This window comes from Amycolatopsis sp. NPDC028719 (genome assembly GCF_055565395.1).
Map to the genome: position 1 here is coordinate 141,135 of NZ_JBVHUL010000008.1, position 18,504 is coordinate 159,638.

Genomic DNA, 18,504 nt, shown 5'->3' on the forward strand with positions numbered 1-18,504 from the left:
GAAACAGGGTGGGAACGCTGTTTCCCACTCACGACACGTCAGTCCAGCGCCGCGAGCCACTCGGCCACCGCGGCGGCCGTCGTGGGCGCGTCCGTGTCGATCAGCGTGAAGTGGTGCCCCCGCGCGATCTTCACGTCGTCGGCGTGCGACCACGTCGTCTGCCAGTTGCGGGCCTCCGCGTCGAACGGCTCGCCCGCCCGGACCAGGAGTGACGGGGTCGCGATACCGCCGATCGCGATGCCGGGCAGCAGGTCCATGTACCGGGCCATCGCCGTCAGCTTCGCCCGGTCGAACGAGCCGTACTGGGACTCGTTCGCCAGCATGCCCTTCGCGAGATCCGCCGCGCCGTCGCCGATCGCGTCGTCGCCGTTGATCACGTACGTGTCCAGGAGCACGATGCCCGCCGCCGGGGTTCCGGCACGCTCCAGGCACTCCGCCACCGCGTGCACCAGGATCCCCGCCGAGGAATACCCGAGCAGCGCGAACGGCCGGTCGCCGGCGGACTTGCGCAGGCTCTCCGCCAGCACCTCGACGATCGCCTCCGGGGACGACGGCAGCGCCTCCCCCGGCAGGAAACCGGGCATCGGCACGGCGTGCAGCTCCCGGTCGTCGCCGAACCCGGCGGCCAGCTTCGCGTACTGGTAGACGCCGCCGGTCGCGACCGGCGTGCTGAAGCAGAACACCTGCGCCCCGGCCGTGCCCTCCTTGAGCCGCACCGGAGCCGGCAGGCCGTCGATGTCGGCGGAGGAGGTGAACGCGGGACGGAGGTTCGCCACCGCGGCCAGCATGCTCAGCCCGTCCTCGACCCGCCCGGCCCGCACCGCGTCGGCGAACACGTCCGCCAGCGCGTCCGGTTCCCCGGCCGGCTCGGGGACCGGCCCGGAACCGTCCAGTTCGGACAGCAGGTGCGCGGCCAGCCCCGCCGGGGTCTGGTGGTCGAAGACGACGGTCGGCGGCAGCCGCAGCCCGGTGTCCTCGTTGAGCCCGTTGCGCAGCTCGACGGCCGTCAGCGAGTCCAGACCGGACTCGAGGAAGTGCCGCTGCGGCTCGATCGCGCTGCCCCCGGAGTAGCCGAGCAGGCCCGCCGTCCGGTCCAGGACCAGGTCGAGCACGGCCCGTTCCCGGCGCAGCGGTTCGAGCCCGGCCAGGCGCTCCTTCAGCGCAGGACCGCCCTCGGCCCGCGACGCCGTCCGCCGCGTGGGCGGGACCAGCGCCCGGAACACCGGCGGCACGTCGCCGGAATCCGCGGCGGTGTCCACCTTCATCGGCACCAGCAGCGCCTCCGGCCGGGCCGACGCCGCGTCGAACAGCGCCAGACCTTCCTCAGTGGACAGTGGTGACAGGCCGGTGCGCGCCATCCGCGCCCGGTCGGCCTCCGACAGCGCCGCCGTGGCGTCCCACAGCCCCCACGCGAGGGACTGCGCGGGAACGCCCTGAGCGCGACGGTGCGCGGCCAGCCCGTCCAGGAAGCTGTTCGCGGCGGCGTAAGCGCCCTGGCCGGCGTTGCCGAGCAGACCCGCGACGGACGAGAAGAGCACGAAGGCACCGAGGTTCGACGTCAGCCGGTGGAGGTTGAGCGCGGCGTCGACCTTCGGCCGCAGCACCGCGGCGAGCCGGTCGGGGGTCAGCGACGGGATCGTCGCGTCGTCCACGACCGCGGCCAGGTGCACCACCGCGGTCAGCGGGTGCTCGGCCGGGATCGCGGCCAGCACGCCCGCCAGCGCGTCGGCGTCGGCGGCGTCGCAGGCGGCGACCGTGACGGAAGCGCCCAGGCCGGTCAGGTCCTCGACCTGGCCGGGTGCCGCACCCCGGCGGCTGACGAGCAGCAGGTTCCGCACGCCGTGCTCGGTGACCAGGTGCCGCACCAGCCGCGAGCCGAGCGCGCCGGTGGCCCCGGTGACGAGGGTGGTGCCGTCGGCGTCGAACGTCGTCGCGGACGCGTCGGCCGACGGCGCGAGGCGCGTCAGCCGCCCGCCGTACGCGACGCCGCCGCGGACGACGAGCTGCGGTTCCCCGGCGGCCGCGAGCCGCGGCAGCAGGACCGCCGAACCGGCGTGGTCGTCGATGTCGGCGAGCACGAGCCGGCCCGGGTTTTCCGACTGCGCGGAGCGGATCAGGCCCCACACCGCGGCGCCGGCCAGGTCGATGACGTCCTCGCCGTCGAGCGCGACCGCGCCGCGGGTGACCACGACCATCGTGGCCCGCGACCCGGTCAGCCGGTCCCGCACCCGGTCGAGCACCCGGACCAGGGTTTCCGCCACCGAGTCCGCAGGGGGCAGGTCCAGGATTTCGACGTCGGACACCGGCCCGGCGGGCACCGGGACCGGTTGCCACGCCCAGCCGTGGAGCGACTTGGGCGGCCGGACCACCGAGGCGCCCGTCGCTCCGGCCCGCAGCACGAGCGAGCCGACCGAAGCGACCGCGCGGCCCGTCTGGTCCGCCAGCTCGAGCGAAACGGAGTCGGCGCCGAGCGGCACGACCCGCACCCGCAGCCGGGACGCCCCCGCCGCGTGCAGCTCGACCCCCGTCCACGCGAACGGCAGCCCGCCCGCGACCGTGACCGTGTCGCAGAGGCCGATCGCGTGCAGCGCGGCGTCGAAGACGGCCGGGTGCAGCCCGAACCCGGCGGTGCCGGTTTCGGTCGGGACGACCTCCGCGAACACCTCGCCGTCTCGGCTCCAAGCCGCGGTCAGGCCCTGGAACGCGGGCCCGTAGCCGAGCCCGGCGGCGGCGAACCCTTTGTACAGCCCGTCGAGGTCCAGCGGCTCGGCACCGGCGGGCGGCCAGGCCGTCAGCCCGGCCGGCTCCGCACCGGCGGTGGGCGCCAGGCGGCCCGCCGCGTGCCGGACCCACGGGTCGTCCGCGCCGGTCTGCGAGTACACCGCAACGGCACGGTGGCCGGCAGCGTCCGGTTCGTCGACGACGACCTGCAGGCGGACCTTGCCGAGTTCGGGCAGTACCAGCGGCGCTTCCAGGGTCAGCTCGTCGAGCCGCGAGCAGCCGGCTTCGTCACCGGCCCGCACCGCGAGCTCCACGAAACCCGCGCCGGGGAAGATGACCGTGCCGCCGACGGTGTGGTCGGCCAGCCACGGGTGCGTGTGCACCGAGATCTGCCCGGTCAGCACCACCTGCGTGGAGCCCGCCACGGCGAGCGAGGCGGAGACCAGCGGGTGTTCGGTCGAGTCCAGGCCGGTCGCGGTGAGGTCGCCGGTCGCGTGCAAGGCTTCCATGTCGACGTCCGGCCAGTACCGGCTGCGGTGGAAGGCGTACGGCGGCAGCGCGACGCGCTCGGCGCCGCGGAACAGCTTCGCGCCGGCCAAGCCGATGCCGTGGGCGAAGAACCGGCCGGCGGCCAGCTGCGCGCCCCGGACCTCCGCCTGGGTCTTGGCCCGCAGCGGGATCACGACGGCGTCGCGCGGGTCTCCGGCCAGGCAGCCCTGGGTCATCGCCGCGAGGGTGCCGTCGGTGCCGAGTTCGACGTACCGGCTGACGCCCGCCGCTTCGAGGGCACGGACGCCGTCGAGGAACCGGACGGACTGCCGGCAGTTGGCCACCCAGTACTCCGGGTCGGCCCAGCGTTCCGGCTCCACCGCCGCGCCGTCCACTGTGGACACGACCGGGATCCGGGCGGGCTCGTAGGTCAGTTCTTCGGCGATCTCCCGCAGCTCGTCCAGGATCTCGTCGAGCAGCGGCGAGTGGATCGCCTGGCTGATCGCCAGCCGCTTGGTGCGGCGGCCGCGCGCCGTGAAGTGCTCGGCGATCGCGAGGACGTCGGTCTCCGCACCGGAAACCACCAGGGACGCGGGTCCGTTGATCGCCGCGATCCCGCAGGCGGCGGTGAGCAGCGGCGTCACCTCGTCCTCGACGGCTTCGACCGCGACGACGGCACCGCCGGAAAGCTCCTGCATGAGCTGGCCGCGGTGGGCGACGAGCTTCACCGCGTCCTTCAGCGAAAGCACCCCGGCCACGTGGGCCGCGGCGATCTCGCCGACGGAATGACCCAGCAGCACGTCGGGGCGCAAGCCCCACGACTCGACCAGGCGGTACAGCGCGACCTGCATGGTGAAGAGCGCGGCCTGGGTGAACGCCGTCCGGTCGAGCAGCTGCGCGTCGGCCGAGCCCTCCTCGGCGAACATCACCTGCCGCAGCGACCGGCCGAGGTGGCCGTCGAAAAGCGCGCTCGTCTGCGTGAAGGCATGTTCGAAGACGCCGAACGCGGCGCACAGCTCGCGGCCCATGCCGGGCCGCTGGGTCCCCTGACCGGGGAACAGGAACGCCGTCTTGCCGCCGCGGGCGGTCGCCCGCACGACCGCAGGCGAGTCCTCGCCGCCAGCCAGCGCGGTGAGCCCGGCGATGAGCTCTTCACGGTCGTCCCCGGCCACCGCGGCGCGGTAGGGCAGCACCGGCTCGCGCACAGCGAGGGAGAAGCCCACGTCCAGGGGGTCCAGGCCGGGGTTCCCGGCCAGGTGGGTCAGCAGCGCGGCGGCCTGCAGCGGCAGGGCTTCCGGTGTGCGCGCGGTCAGCAGCCACGGCGGGAGCACGGCGGGACGCTCACCCGCGGCACGCACCGGCTCGGCCGCTTCGGACGGCGGCGCCTGCTCCAGGATCACGTGGGCGTTGGTGCCGCTGTAGCCGAAGGCCGACACGCCGGCGCGGCGCGGGTGTCCCCGGTCGGGCCACGGGATCGTCTCGGCGAGCAGCCGCACGGCGCCCGCGGACCAGTCGACGTGCGGTGACGGGTCGTCGCCGTGGCGGGTCATCGGCAGCTCGCCGTGGCGCATCGCGAGGATCATCTTGATCACCCCGGCGACGCCCGCCGCGGCCTGCGCGTGCCCGATGTTCGACTTGACCGAGCCCAGCCACAGCGGCTCGTCTCCGGGCCGGTCGCGGCCGTAGGTGGCGAGCAGGGCGTTGGCCTCGATCGGGTCGCCCAGCGTGGTGCCGGTGCCGTGGCCCTCGACGACGTCCACTTCGGACGTCGTCAGGCCCGCCAGTTTCAGCGCGCGCTTGATCACGCGCTCCTGCGACGGGCCGTTCGGGGCGGTGAGGCCGTTGGACGCGCCGTCGGAGTTCACCGCGCTGGAGCGGACCACGGCGAGCACCTCGTGCCCGTTGCGCCGGGCGTCGGAGAGCCGCTCGACCACGAGCAGGCCGACGCCTTCCGCCCAGCCGACGCCGTCGGCCGCGGCCGAGTAGGCCTTCGTCCGGCCGTCGGAGGCGGTGCCGCTGTTGTCGAAGTGCACGAACGGCTCCGGCGAGACCAGCGCGGCCACGCCGCCGGCGAGCGCCAGGGAGCAGTCGCCCTGCCGCAGCGCCTGGACGGCCAGGTGCAGCGCCACCAGCGACGACGAGCAGGCGGTGTCGATCGAGACCGCGGGGCCTTCCAGCCCGTAGGTGTAGGCGACCCGGCCGGAGACGACGCTGCCGAGCGCGCCGGAGCCGCGGAAGAGGCCGTTGTGCTCGACCGTGCCGAGGGGGCCCGGGTCGTAGTCGGACTGCATCACGCCGGCGAACACGCCGGTGTCGGTGCCCTTGAGCGACAACGGGTCGATGCCCGCGGACTCGCACGCCTCCCAGCACGCTTCGAGGAGCATCCGCTGCTGCGGGTCCATCATCACGGCTTCGTTCGGGCTGATGCCGAAGAAGCCGGCGTCGAAGTCGGTGGCGCCGGTGACGAACCCGCCGTTGGGCTCCTTGCCCGAAGCCGCCGCCATGCCGAGCCAGTAGCCGAGGTCCCACGAGCGGTCCTCCGGGAACCGCGAAGTGCCGTCGCGGCCGGCCACTACCAGGTCCCACAGTTCGTCCGGGGTCGTGACGCCGCCGGGGAACCGGCAGGCCATGCCGACGATCGCGATCGGCTCGTCGGTGCTCGCGACGACGGCGGTTTCCTGCGCCTCCCCCGCGTCACCGAGCTCGCCGAGCAGCGATTCGTGCAGGTGGGCGGCGAGGTCGCCCGCGGTCGGGTAGTCGAAGACGAGCGTCGCGGTCAGGCTCAGGCCGGTGGCCTCGTTGAGCGCGTTGCGCAGCTCGACCGCCGTCAGCGAGTCGAACCCGAGGTCCTTGAACGCGCGGTCGGCGTCGACCAGGTCGGCCGAGCCGTGGCCGAGGACCGCGGCCGAGTGCTGGACCACCAGCTCGAGCAGGTGGTCGAGGCGCTTCTCGGCGGGCAGCCGGATCAGCTTGCCCAGCAACGAGTCCGCGCCCGCTTCGCGTCCGGACACCGTCCGCCGGGACGCCGGGACGAGGCCGCGCAGCAGGTCCGGGACCCCGCCACCCGCGTCGCGCAAGGCGGGCAGGTCGAGCTTGATCGGGACGTACAGGTCGCCGGCCGCGCCGACCGCGGCGTCGAACAGCGCCAGGCCCTCGTCGACGCCGAAAGCGCCGAGGCCGCGCTTGCCGTGGGTCTCGCCGGCCATGCCGGCCGCCGACTCCCACATGCCCCACGCCAGCGAGTGCGCCGGCTTGCCTTCGGCCCGGCGGACCGCGGTGAGCGCGTCGAGGAAGGCGTTGGCGGCGGCGTAGTTGGCCTGGCCCGGCGCGCCGAGCACGCCGGCGGCCGAGGAGAACGTGACGAACGCGGTGAGGTCGCCGGCCAGCTCGTGCAGGTGCCAGGCGGCCAGGGCCTTCGGGTCGAAGACGCCGTCGACGCGCTCGGGTGTCATCGAGGCGAGGACGCCGTCGTCGAGCACGCCGGCCGCGTGGACGACCGAGTTCACCGGGTACTTCTTCAGCAGCGTGCGGACTTTCGGCCGGTGGGAGAGGTCGGCGGCGACGACGGTCGCCTCGGCGCCCAGCTCCGCCAGTTCGGCGACGAGCTCGGCCGCGCCTCCGGCCTCCGGGCCACGGCGGCTGACGAGCACGAGGTCCTTGACGCCGTGCTGCCGCACGAGGTGCTTCGCGACGAGCTTGCCCAGCGCGCCGGTGCCACCGGTGACGAGAACCGTGCCCCAGTCCGGCGTCTCCCCGGCTTCGGGCGTCGCGCGGGTCAGCCGCGGCACGGTCACCTGGTCATCGGAGACGCGCACGGAAGTCTCGTCGGCGACGGCGATCGCGGCGAGCTGCTCCGCCGTCGCGGTGCCCTCGACCAGCACGATCCGGCCCGGGTTCTCCACCTGGGCCGAGCGGACGAGCCCGGCGACGGCGGCCCCGGCCAGGTCGGCGGGGGTGACGACGACCAGCAGGCCGGACGACCACGCCTGGAGTTCGGCCAGTGCACTGTGGACGGCCTTCTTCGCCGCGGCGGCGGTCGTGCCGGGCTTGACTTCGTACACCGTGAAGTCCGCTTCGGCCGCGTCCGGCAGTGTCGCCGGAACCCAGTCGACGCGGTAGAGGGAGTCGGTGCCGCCGGGCTTCGCGCGGGCCGCGGCGAGCTGTTCCTCGCTGATCCGGCGCAGTCCCAGCTGCCCGACGCGGGCGACGGGTGCCCCGGTCGAGTCGGCCAGGCGCAGCTCGACCGTCTGCGGCCCGGTCGGGTGGACGTGCACCCGCAGCGAAGCGGCGCCCGCGGCCAGCAGCTCGACGTCGGACCAGGAGTACGGCAGCGTGGTGCCCTCCCCCGCGGCGCTGCTCAAGCCCACGGCGTGCAGCGACGCGTCGAAAACCGCGGGGTGCAGGCCGAACGCTTCGGCGCCGAGCCGGTCCTGCTCGGGCAGGGCGACTTCGGCGAAGATGTCGTCGCCGGACCGCCAGGCCGCGCGCAGGCCCCGGAAGACCGGGCCGTAGGCCATGCCGGCCTCGGCCAGCAGGTCGTACATGCCGTCGAGGTCGACGACCTCGGCACCGGCGGGCGGCCACGCGCTCAGGTCGAACGCGGCGGCGGCCGTGGCGGGCGCGAGGGTGCCGTCGGCGTGCCGGGTCCAGCCGGCGGCCGCGGCGAGGTCGTCCGGTCGCGAGTGGACACTGATCGGGCGGGAGCCGTCGGCGGCGGGCTTGCCGATCCGCACCTGGATCCGCGCGGCGCCCTTCGCGGGCAGCACCAGCGGCGCGTGCAGGGTCAGGTCGCGGACGCGGCCGCAGCCGGCTTCGTCGCCGGCGCGGACGGCCAGCTCGACGAAAGCCGTGCCGGGCAACAGGATCGCGCCGCCGACGACGTGGTCGTCGAGCCACGGGTGGGTGGCGGCGGAGATCCGGCCGGACAGCAGCACGCCGTCGGCGTCGGCCAGCAGCGTGGCCGCGCCGAGCAGGGGGTGGTCGACCGGGTCGAGGCCGATCGAGGAGACGTCGCCGGATTCGTTCGACACCTCCAGCCAGTACCGCTGGTGCTGGAAGGCGTAGGTCGGCAGGTCCGCGCGGCCCGCGCCGCGGGAGGCGAAGTGCGCGGCCCAGCCGGGCACGACGCCACGGACGTGCAGCGTCGCGAGCGCGGTGGCCAGCGCGACGTCCTCCGGGACGTCCCGGCGCTGCGCCGCGACGGCGACCGCGGCGTCGGCGGACTGCGGAACGGCGGCGGTCAGCGGCGCGTCCGGGCCCAGCTCCAGGAACCGGTTGACGCCCTCGGCGGCCAGCGCGCGCACGGCGTCGGCGAACCGGACCGGCTGCCGGACGTTGGTCACCCAGTACTCGGGATCGGTCAGCTCGGCGGAGACCTCGCCGCCGGTGACGCTCGAGACGACGGTCAGCTCGGGCTGCGCGTAGGTGAGACTCTTGGCCACAGCGCGGAATTCGGCGAGCATCGGCTCCATCAGCCGCGAGTGGAACGCGTGCGAAACCTTCAGCCGCGTCGTCCGGCGTCCCGCGTCGACGAACCGGTCACCGATCGCGATCACCGCGTCTTCGGCGCCGGAGATGACGACGGATCGCGGGCCGTTGACGGCGGCGATGTCGACGGTCCCGTGGGGATCGTGGGCGGCGACCTCCTCGGCCGTGCCCTCGACGGCGACCATCGCGCCCCCGGTGGGCAACGCCTGCATCAGCCGGCCGCGGGCGGCGACGAGTTTCGCCGCGTCGGCGAGGGAAAGCACGCCGGCGCAGTGCGCGGCGGCCAGCTCGCCGATGGAGTGGCCGCACACCGCGTCCGGGACCAGGCCCCACGACGCGACGAGCCGGAACAGCGCGACTTCGAAGGCGAACAGGGCGGCTTGGGTGTTCCCGGTCTGCGACAGGGCTTCCGCGTCGGTGTCGATCACTTCGCGGATCGGGCGATCCAGGTGCTTGTCCAGTTCGGCGCAGGTCTCGGCGTACGCCTGGGCGAACGCCGGGTACTTCGCGCCGAGTACCGCGCCCATCCCGGCGCGCTGGGAACCCTGGCCGGAGAACAGGAAAGCCGTGTTCGTCTCGCCGCGGGCGACGCCGGTCAGCGCACCCGGCTCGCCGTCGGCGAACCCGCGCAGCGCGGCGATCAGCTCGTCGCGGTCGCGGGCCACGACGGCGGCGCGGTGGTCGAGGTGCGTGCGCCCGGCGGCCAGCGTCGCGGCGACGTCGAGCGGCCCGGCGGGGTTCCCGTCGAGGTCCGCGAGCAGCCGCACGGCCTGCGCCCGCAGGGCTTGCGGCGTCCGGCCGGACAGCACGAACGGGATCGCGGCGTCGTCGCGCGGCGTCTCCTCGGCGGCGTCGTCGGGGTCCGGGGCTTCTTCGAGGATGACGTGGGCGTTGGTGCCACTCAAGCCGAAGCAGGAGACGGCACCGCGGCGCGGGTGGCCGCCCCGCTCCCACGGCCGCCGTTCGGTGAGCAGCTCGACCTGTCCGGCGCTCCAGTCGACCTGCGTCGTCGGCTGGTCGACGTGCAGGGTCTGTGGCAGCACCTCGTTGTTCAACGCCAGCACGATCTTCAGCACGCCGGCGACGCCGGACGCGGCCTGCGTGTGGCCGAGGTTGGACTTCACCGAACCCAGCCACAGCGGCGAAGTGCGCTCCTGGCCGTAGGTGGCCAGCAGCGCGCCGGCCTCGATCGGGTCGCCGAGCTTGGTGGCGGTGCCGTGCGCCTCGACGACGTCGACCTCGTCCGCGCTGACGCGGGCGTTGGCGAGCGCCTGGCGGATGACGCGCTGCTGGGCGGGACCGTTGGGCGCGGTCATGCCGTTGGACGCGCCGTCCTGGTTGATCGCGGTGCCGCGCACGATCGCGAGCACCGGGTGGCCGTTGCGGCGGGCGTCGGACAGCTTTTCCACCAGCAGCATCCCGCAGCCCTCGGACCAGCCGGTGCCGTCGGCGGAGTCGGCGAAGGCGCGGCAGCGGGCACTGCGCGCGAGCGTGCCGTCGAGGCTGAACTCGACGAAGGTGCGCGGCGTCGACATCACCGAAACGCCGCCCGCGAGCGCGAGTGAGCACTCGCCGGAACGCAGGGCCTGCACGGCCATGTGCAGCGCGACGAGCGACGACGAGCACGCCGTGTCGATGGTGACGGCGGGCCCTTCCAGGCCGAAGGTGTAGGCGAGCCGGCCGGAGATGACGCCGGAAGAGCCGTAGCTGCCCTGGTAGTTGTGGTACATCGTGCCGGCGAAGACACCGGTGGCGCTGCCCTTCACCGAATGCGGCGCGATACCCGCGCGTTCGAAGGCTTCCCACGAGGTTTCCAGCAGGAGCCGTTGCTGCGGGTCCATGAGCAGGGCCTCGCGCGGGCTGATGCCGAAGAGGTCGGCGTCGAAGTCCAGGGCGTCGTGGAGGAAACCGCCTTCGCGGACGTAGCTGGAGCCCGGGCGCTCCCCGGACGGGTCGTAGAGCCGGTCCAGGTCCCAGCCGCGGTTCGCGGGGAACTCGCCGATCGCGTCGACGCCGCCGTCCAGCAGCCGCCAGAGTTCTTCCGGAGTCGTGGCGCCACCCGGGAACCGGCAGGCCATGCCGATGATCGCGATCGGTTCCCGCGCGGCTTCGGTCAGCCGCCGGTTCTTCTCGCGCAGCCGTTCGCTCTCCTTGAGGGAGGCACGGAGCGCACCGACCAGCTTGTCTTCGGAGTTGCCCACGAGTCCTCTTTCCTTCCACGTCGCCTGCGCTGGAAAGGGGGATCGCGCGCCCCCACAGCAATACGGCTGACGATACGAGCGCGCCGCGGGCACCCCCACCCCTAATGGCCCCGGATGACGCGGGAACCGCGCCCCTAGCCGCCGTCCCGCGGCCCCGCCAAGGTCCGCTTTAGACGGTCTTTAGGGGTTGTCGGTCGCGACCGGCGGATGTCAGATTTCTGCGAAGACACTTCCGTTGCTCGTGACGGCCGTACGAAGGCACTTCCATCAGCACGAAGACTGGGGATCCGGTATGCACAGGAAAATTGGCAAGCTGCTGGTCGTGGGAGCGCACGGCGACGACGAGACGCTCGGCGCGGGCGGCACCATCGCCCGGCTCGCCGACGAGGGTGTGACGATCTCGCTCTGCATCCTCACCAACGACGACGGCTCGCGCTCGTCCACCGGCGCCGGGGTCGTCAACCGCACCGCCGCGATCGAGCTGGCCGCGAAGACGCTGGGCATCGAACGCGTGCGCATCCACGAGTTCGGGGACAACCGCCTCGACACCGTCAGCCACCTCGAGCTCAACCGCACGGTGGAGAACGAGGTCCGGGACTTCGAGCCCGACACCATCCTCACCACGAGCATGTGCGACCTGAGCACCGACCACGCGCTGGTCAGCCGCGCCGCCCGGGTCGCGGGCCGGCCGGGCAAGGGCAGCGTGCAGGAAGTGCGGACCTTCGAAATCCGCTCCGCCACCGACGTCGGCGAGGCGTCGGGGCTGCCGGTCACCTTCCGCCCCAACTGCTGGCAGCGCCTCGAGGAGACGCACGTCGAGCGCAAGATCGAAGCGCTGCGCGCGTACGGCAAGGAACTCGAGCCCTGGCCCCACCCGCGCAGCGAGCGGGGCGTCCGCGCCCTGGCCGAGTACCGCGGCTCGCAGATCTCCACCGAACTCGCCGAAGCCTTCGAAATCGTCCGGGTCGTGCACTGACCCTTCCACCGTGCAAGAGACGGGTGAACCGCAATGACGAGTACTGTCGCCGAATACGAAATCCTGGCCGAGCTGAACGAACTGACCTCCGTCGCCGTCATCGGGATGGGGTACGTCGGCCTGCCGACCGCCCTCGGCCTGCACGAGAGCGGCGTCGGCATCATCGGCATCGACCTCTCGCAGAACCGCCTCGACGCGATCCGCTCCGGCGAGGTCGACCTGATCGAGGCCGACCACCGCCGGCTGGAGAAAGCCGTGCACCAGGAGGACTTCCAGCTCACCGCCGACCTGGCGCGGATGGCCGAGGCCGACGCGGTCCTGGTGTGCGTGCCGACCGGGCTGGACGAGTACCTGATGCCCGACCTCGGCCCGCTGGAAAGCGCTTGCACCGCGCTGATCGCCCACGCCCGGGCCGGCCAGACCCTGATCCTCACCTCCACCAGCTACGTCGGCACCGCCGGCCGGCTGCTGGTGAAGCCGTTGGCCGCCAAGGGGTTCAAGGTCGGCCGCGACATCTTCGTCGCGTCCAGCCCCGAGCGCATCGACCCCGGCAACGTCACGCACACGCAGCAGGAGACTCCGCGCGTCTTGGGCGGCGTGACGCCGGCGTGCACCGCGATGGCGCAGCGCGTGATCAACCTGCTGACCCCGGCGGTGCACTGCGTCAGCTCGGCGGAGGTCGCCGAACTGACGAAGCTGTACGAGAACACCTTCCGCGCGGTGAACATCGCGCTGGCCAACGAGTTCGCGGAGATCAGCGACGGCTTCTCGATCGACCCGATCGAGGTGATCGACGCGGCGGCGAGCAAGCCGTACGGCTTCATGGCCTTCCACCCCGGCCCGGGTGTCGGCGGGCACTGCATCCCGTGCGACCCGCATTACCTGCTCTGGCAGCTGCGCGCGACGCAGCAGAACGCGCCGCTCGTCACGCAGGCCATGCACGCCATCGCCGAACGCCCGAAGCAGGTCGTCGACCGCGTCGTGAGTACCCTGTCCCGCAACGGAAAGGGGCTCGCCGGCGCGCGGGTGCTGGTGGTCGGCGTGACGTACAAGCCCGGCGTCCAGGACGTCCGGTCGTCGTCGGCGCTGGACATCATCGACCTGCTGGCGGCGAAGGGCGCGAAGGTCGGCTACCACGACCCGCTGGTGCCGACCATCCGCGTCACCGGCGGCCAGCTGGACAGCGTCGCCGAGCCTGAGGGCGACGGCTGGGACGTCGCGCTGATCCACACCGTCCAGCCCGGCCACGGGTACGACTGGCTCGGGCAGTGCCCGGTCGTCATCGATGCCACGTACCGCTTCGACCCTTCGCTGTTCGCGAACTGAGAGGACACGACGTGCGTTACCTCATCACCGGCGGCGCCGGTTTCATCGGCTCCCACCTGACCGAGCACCTCCTGGAGCACGGCCACGAGGTCGTCGCGCTCGACAACCTCAGCACCGGCACGCTCGACAACCTCGCCGGCGTCCGGGACAACCCGGCGTTCCGCTTCGTGCGCGGCTCGGTGACCGACCCCTCGGCGGTCGAGGCGTGCATGGCCGGCATCGACGCGATCTTCCACCTCGCGGCCGCGGTCGGCGTCTTCACCATCCTCGACAAGACGATGGAAAGCCTGCGCACCAACCTGCACGGCACGGAGACCATGCTGGACGCGGCGCTGCAGCACGACGTGCCGATCCTGGTCGCGTCCACGAGCGAGATCTACGGCAAGAACACGGCCGACGGCCTCACCGAGGACGCCGACCGGATCATCGGCTCGCCGCTGAAGAACCGCTGGTCGTACGCGGAGGCGAAGGCGCTGGACGAGACGTTCGCCTACCTGTACGCGGTCGAGCACGGCCTGCGCACGGTGATCGTCCGCCCGTTCAACACGGTCGGCCCCCGCCAGACCGGGCGCTACGGCATGGTGATCCCCCGGTTCGTGAAGCAGGCCCTGGCGGGCGAACCGATCACGGTCTTCGGCGACGGCCAGCAGACGCGGTGCTTTTGCCACGTCCACGACGTCGTGCCGGCGCTGGTGGCGTTGCTGGCCGACGAGTCGGCGTACAGCAAGGTGTTCAACCTCGGCAGCACCGAGCAGACGACGATCGCCCAGCTCGCCGAGCGCGTGATCTCGGCGACGGGTTCTTCGAGCACGATCGCGAAGGTGCCTTACGAGGAGGCTTACGGCGACGGGTACGAGGACATGCAGCGCCGCATCCCGGACTGCACGAAGGCGCTGGGGCAGATCGGGTTCTCGCCCAAGCGGACGCTGGACGACATCATCGCGGCGGTGGTCGCGGATCAGCGCGGTTCTTGAGCCGCTTTGCTTTCGGAGGCCATCCCGGGTTTCGCCCGGGGTGGCCTTCGCTGCGTTTCGGGTTCCCTGGGTTCTTCGGTGGCGGCCGGCCCCGATGCCTTGAATGAGTCATTCACCTCATCCGACGCCAGGAATGAGTCATTCAAGACGTTCGAGCCGCGCGCTCCCGCCCGCTCGCACGCCGCGGAAACGCCGTGAACGACCCTTTCACGCGCTCCCAGCCCGGCCCAGCTTCCGGTACACCGTCTCCAAAAGCCCCGCCGCTTCCGCCGGCCGCACCCCCAGCACCGCCGCGATCGCGTCGATCTCCGTCGCGTCCGCGGCGAGCTCGGCGACCCGCAGCTCGGTCTCGGTGAGCAGCACCTTCACTGCCCGCCCTCGGCGTCGGCGAACTCGCCCGCCAGCGCGGCCCGGCCGCCGACGCCCAGTTTGCGGTACACGCGGGTCAGGTGCTGCTCGACCGTGCTCACCGTGATGTACAGCGTCTCCGCGATCTGCCGGTTCGTCCGGCCCTCGACGGCCAGCTCGGCCACCCTCAGCTCCGCCTCGCTCAGCACGGACGCCGACGGCGACGCCGGCTCCGGGCGCGGCACCGGCCGGGGGACCGGCGGCCGGGAGCGGCCCTGGCGCGGTACGTGGACCGCTTTCACCAGGCTGCCCGCCCGCTCCGCGCGCTGGCTGAGGTGGTTGATCGTGCGCATCGTCTTCGCCAGCTCCAGCCGGTCGCCGGACGCCTTGAACGCCTCCGCCGCCCGGTTCAGCAGGCCCGGGCGGGCCGCCGCGTCGCCGGCCAGGGCCAGCACCCGCAGGGCCGACCCGCGCGAGTACGCGTCGGCCGGGCCGGCCAGCGACTGCCTGGCCAGCTCGACCGCGATGGCCGTGTTGCCCAGGCCGAGGTTCGCCTCCGCGAGGTCGGCCTGCCACGGCAGGACCGCCGGCAGCTCGAGGTCCTGCTCGTGCAGGATCCGCCGGCACTGCTGCAGATCGCTCACGGCCGCGAGGCCGCGGTTGGTCGCCAGGTGGAAGTGCCCGCGGGCGCGCAGGTACCGGACGCCGCCCAGGGTCGTCCACGCCGCCTCCGGCAGCGGGTGCCGCAGCACCGCCGCCGCGTCCTTGAACGCCCCGGCCGCGGTGTGCGCGATCAGCAGCGTGGCCAGCGGGTAGCTGATCGCGACGCCCCAGTTCGGCGCGTCCAGCATGCCCAGCGCCCGGGTGCCGAGGTCCACGGCACCGGGGACGTCGCCCCGGCGCAGCCGCAGGCTCGCGCCGATCGCGTCGAGCATCGCCTTCCACGTGATCGCGCCGCGGTATTCGGCTTCCTCGCTGAGCGACGTGCACCAGCCTTCCGCGCGGTCGGCCTTGTCGTCGTGGGCCAGCGCGAGGATCGCCGTGGCCAGCGCTTCGAGCGAGGTGTCCGAAAGCCGGCAGTTCTGCAGGATCCGCTCCGCGCACGCCGACGTCGCCTCGGTGCCGCCGGTGCGCCACATCGAAGCCAGCGTGTTCGCCGTGTGCAGCCAGGGATCGCCCGGGTCGGCCGTCGTCGTCGAGACGCCGTAGTGCCAGTAGCCGGCGAGGATGAGCTCCGCCGAGGTGCGCGGGTCGAGCGGTTCGACGTCGTTCTCGAGCGCGGCGAACGAGCGCTCGAAGGTGTCCCGGTCGCCCAGCCACAGCGACTGCCGTGCGAGCCCGAGCCGGTCGGAGGAGTCCAGGGAACCCGCCTCGCGCAGGGATCTCAGGTGCGGCGCGGCGGCGGCCGGGTTGACGCGCCAGGTGATCTTGGCGAGCAGCTGGGAGATCGTCTGCTGCTCCCAGCGCGCCTTCGCGACCGACGCGGCGAGCACCAGGCAGCGGGTGGCGAAGTCGATGTCGTCGGCGAGCATCACCTGCTCCGCCGCCGCGACCAGCACCGGCAGCGCCCAGTCGGCCTCCGCCTCGCCTGAGGCGACGAGGTGCCGGGCGACTTCGGCGGGACTGAGCCCGCGGGCGTGCTTGACCTCGGCGGCCCGGGCGTGCAGCCGGACCTTCTCCGGCCCGCGCAGCCCGCCCACCACCGCGGCGGCGGCCGGCGGCCGGAACCGGACGCCCGCGACCAGTCCCGCGTCGGCGAGCCGCCCGGTGGACGCCTCGGCCTCCAGGGGGTCGACCCCGGCGACGATGGCGACGGCCTCGGTCGTGACGTCGCTGTCCAGCACGGCGATCGCGGTCGCCACCTCGCGCAGCGGCGAGCCGTAGCGGTGCAGCAGCCGCTGCACGGCCTCGGAGTACGCCGAGCCGGTGTCCGCGCTGCCGCGGTGGGCGTCGACCAGCGCCCGGACCAGCAGCGGGTTCCCGGCGCTCAGCTCGTGGATCCGCTCGGGCAGCCCGTCGCCCTGCACCAGCTCCGCGATGGCCTGGACCGACAGCGGCGTCAGCTCGACGTGCCGGTGCGGCAGCGACGTGAACGGCGAATCCGCGTACGACCCGTCAGCGTGGTTCAGGACCAGCAGCAGCGCGGCGGACGGCGCCCGCCGTTGCAGGCGCAGCAGCAGCCGCGCCGAGGTCTCGTCCACGTGGTGCAGGTCGTCGACCGCCACCAGCACCGCGCGTTCGCGGGCCAGCCGGTGGATCGCGTTGCACAGCGCGGCAATCCGTTCGTCGACATCCCTGCCGTCGCCGCCGGCTGGACTGCCGGTCAGCGACGGCGGCAGCAGCGGGCTCGCCAGCAGCTGGTCGATGACCCCGCCGTCCACGGCACGCTCGTCGGCGGCACCGGACGCGGTCAGCGTGACGATGCCCAGTTCCTTGGCCCGCACCACCACCTGGTGCTGCAGGTGTGTCTTCCCGCTGGCCGGTCCCCCACCGACCAGCACCGTCTCTCCCACACCGGCGTCGCATTCGATCAACAGGTCCTCGAGAAAAGCCAAGGCCCCCTGCGGATTTTCGCGGCGGTTCTGCCCCCAGATCGCGCCCATCGCAAGCTCCTCGAAGCAGGCGGTTGTCTTCCTGCCCCTACGACGTTCGCAGCAGGCGCCTAAGCAGGGCCAACCGCAATCTAAAGTCACCCAACGGAGTGAATCCGACACAGTTCCGGTAGGGGTTGCCAGGCCGGGGAAAGCCCCGAACACTTCGGAAACTGTGACTGCCCTGAACGAAAGAACGAGCCGGTGGATCCGGCGCTTCCACGTGGCCGACGACGCCGCCGTGCGGCTCGTCTGCCTGCCGCACGCGGGCGGGTCCGCGACGGCGTACTTCCCGTTCTCGCGCGCGGCCGTCGCCGCCGGGCTGGACGCCGACGTCGTCGCCGTCCAGTACCCCGGCCGCCAGGACCGGCTCGGCGAACGGTGTTATGACGACGTCGGCGCCATGGCCGACGCGATCGCCGACGACCTCGGCCCGTGGTTCGACCGGCCGGTGGCGCTGTTCGGCCACAGCATGGGCGCGACGCTCGGCTACGAGGTCGCCCGCCGGCTCGAAGCGCGGGGCGCGCGGCCGCTGGGGCTGTTCGCGTCCGCCTGCCGGGCGCCGTCGGCCCAGCGCATCGAGTACGTCCACCAGCGCGACGACGACGGCCTGATCGCGGCGCTCAAGGAGCTCAGCGGCACCGACAGCGCGGTGCTGGGCGACGACGAGCTGCTGCGCATGGTGCTGCCCGCGGTCCGCGGCGACTACACCGCGGTCGAGACGTACCGCCACCGCGCGGGACGCGAGCTGGCGTGCCCGATCCACGTGCTGGTGGGCGACGACGACCCGGTGACGGAGATCGCCGAGGCGGACGCCTGGCGCACCCACACGACCGGCGGCTGCGTCGTGGAGGTGTTCCCCGGTGGGCACTTCTACCTGAACGCGCAGCTCGAGGGCGTTCTGGCCAGTGTCAAGGCCCGGCTGGGTGACTGGAGCCCCTAGGGGGCAGGGTGGGGAAACCCCAGGCGGAGTTCAGGTGCGGACCCCATGGTCCGGCGGGCCCCGGTCCGCGAAACTGAGTACATCGAGAAAACGACCCGCCCCTCGGAGGTAGTCATGATGGCGATCCAGACCGTTCCCGGTGTCACCCAGCGGATGCTCCCCAACGGTCACCTCCAGCTGAGCTGCCGCGCCACGAGCCGCCAGATCGACTGCGAGCCGGTGGCCGCGGCGATGTGGATCGCGCTGAAGCAGCACAACGGCGACGTGGACCGGGCCAGCGCGGTGCTGGCGGCGCTGTGGGAGACCGACGTCGAGGACACCCGCTACGACATGGTGCTGCTGGCGGGTTCGCTGTGCTCGCTGGGGCTGCTCGCCGAGGTGTGACGATCCCGCGGCGGACGCCTGGGGGCGTTCGTCCGGGAGTGTTTCGGCTCGCGTCGAGCGCCCC

Annotated in this window: 8 protein-coding genes; 5 read left to right on the forward strand and 3 right to left on the reverse strand. The window is 73.1% G+C overall.

The window, feature by feature from the left end:
* Positions 1-38 precede the first annotated feature (38 nt).
* Entirely contained in the window at positions 39-10,898 is a 10,860-nt protein-coding gene (locus tag ACZ4TR_RS33405) for an SDR family NAD(P)-dependent oxidoreductase (protein WP_465291656.1), read from the reverse strand.
* A gap of 292 nt (positions 10,899-11,190) precedes the next feature.
* Here ACZ4TR_RS33405 and ACZ4TR_RS33410 point away from each other — a divergent pair, with 292 nt between their 5' ends.
* From ACZ4TR_RS33410 to ACZ4TR_RS33420, 3 genes are read left to right on the forward strand one after another with little or no spacing between them, the layout of a single operon-like run.
* Positions 11,191-11,874, forward strand: coding sequence for a PIG-L deacetylase family protein (locus ACZ4TR_RS33410; RefSeq protein ID WP_364515388.1), 684 nt, complete (start codon positions 11,191-11,193; stop codon positions 11,872-11,874).
* 33 nt (positions 11,875-11,907) lie between these two features.
* Entirely contained in the window at positions 11,908-13,200 is a 1,293-nt protein-coding gene (locus tag ACZ4TR_RS33415) for a nucleotide sugar dehydrogenase (protein ID WP_465291658.1), read from the forward strand.
* A gap of 11 nt (positions 13,201-13,211) precedes the next feature.
* Entirely contained in the window at positions 13,212-14,174 is a 963-nt protein-coding gene (locus ACZ4TR_RS33420) for an NAD-dependent epimerase/dehydratase family protein (RefSeq protein ID WP_465291660.1), read from the forward strand.
* A 207-nt stretch (positions 14,175-14,381) separates the two neighbouring features.
* Here the strand turns inward: ACZ4TR_RS33420 and ACZ4TR_RS33425 are convergent, their stop codons facing one another.
* Positions 14,382-14,543 carry a hypothetical protein gene (locus ACZ4TR_RS33425; protein ID WP_465291662.1) on the reverse strand — a complete coding sequence of 54 codons (162 nt, stop codon included), beginning with the start codon at positions 14,541-14,543 and terminating at the stop codon, positions 14,382-14,384.
* On the reverse strand, positions 14,540-17,125 hold the full coding sequence (locus tag ACZ4TR_RS33430) for a helix-turn-helix transcriptional regulator (RefSeq protein ID WP_465291664.1): 2,586 nt from the start codon (positions 17,123-17,125) through the stop codon (positions 14,540-14,542). The genes ACZ4TR_RS33425 and ACZ4TR_RS33430 overlap by 4 nt, the downstream gene beginning before the upstream one ends.
* A 163-nt stretch (positions 17,126-17,288) precedes the next feature.
* On the opposite strand from ACZ4TR_RS33430, the gene ACZ4TR_RS33435 reads away from it, so the two are divergent.
* The gene (locus tag ACZ4TR_RS33435) at positions 17,289-18,056 is read left to right on the forward strand and encodes a thioesterase II family protein (protein ID WP_465291666.1); all 768 of its coding nucleotides are present in this window, start codon (positions 17,289-17,291) and stop codon (positions 18,054-18,056) included.
* Positions 18,057-18,173: 117 nt separating this feature from the next.
* Positions 18,174-18,440, forward strand: a complete 267-nt coding sequence (locus tag ACZ4TR_RS33440; RefSeq protein WP_364515405.1) for a hypothetical protein — start codon at positions 18,174-18,176, stop codon at positions 18,438-18,440.
* Positions 18,441-18,504 lie beyond the last annotated feature (64 nt).

Excerpts from the sequence above, each read along its gene's own strand:
- ACZ4TR_RS33410 (WP_364515388.1), top strand. The coding sequence starts at position 11,191 with ATGCACAGGAAAATTGGCAAGCTGCTGGTCGTGGGAGCGCACGGCGAC.
- ACZ4TR_RS33440 (WP_364515405.1), top strand. The coding sequence starts at position 18,174 with ATGGCGATCCAGACCGTTCCCGGTGTCACCCAGCGGATGCTCCCCAAC.
- ACZ4TR_RS33430 (WP_465291664.1), bottom strand. The coding sequence starts at position 17,125 with ATGGGCGCGATCTGGGGGCAGAACCGCCGCGAAAATCCGCAGGGGGCC.
- ACZ4TR_RS33415 (WP_465291658.1), top strand. The coding sequence starts at position 11,908 with ATGACGAGTACTGTCGCCGAATACGAAATCCTGGCCGAGCTGAACGAA.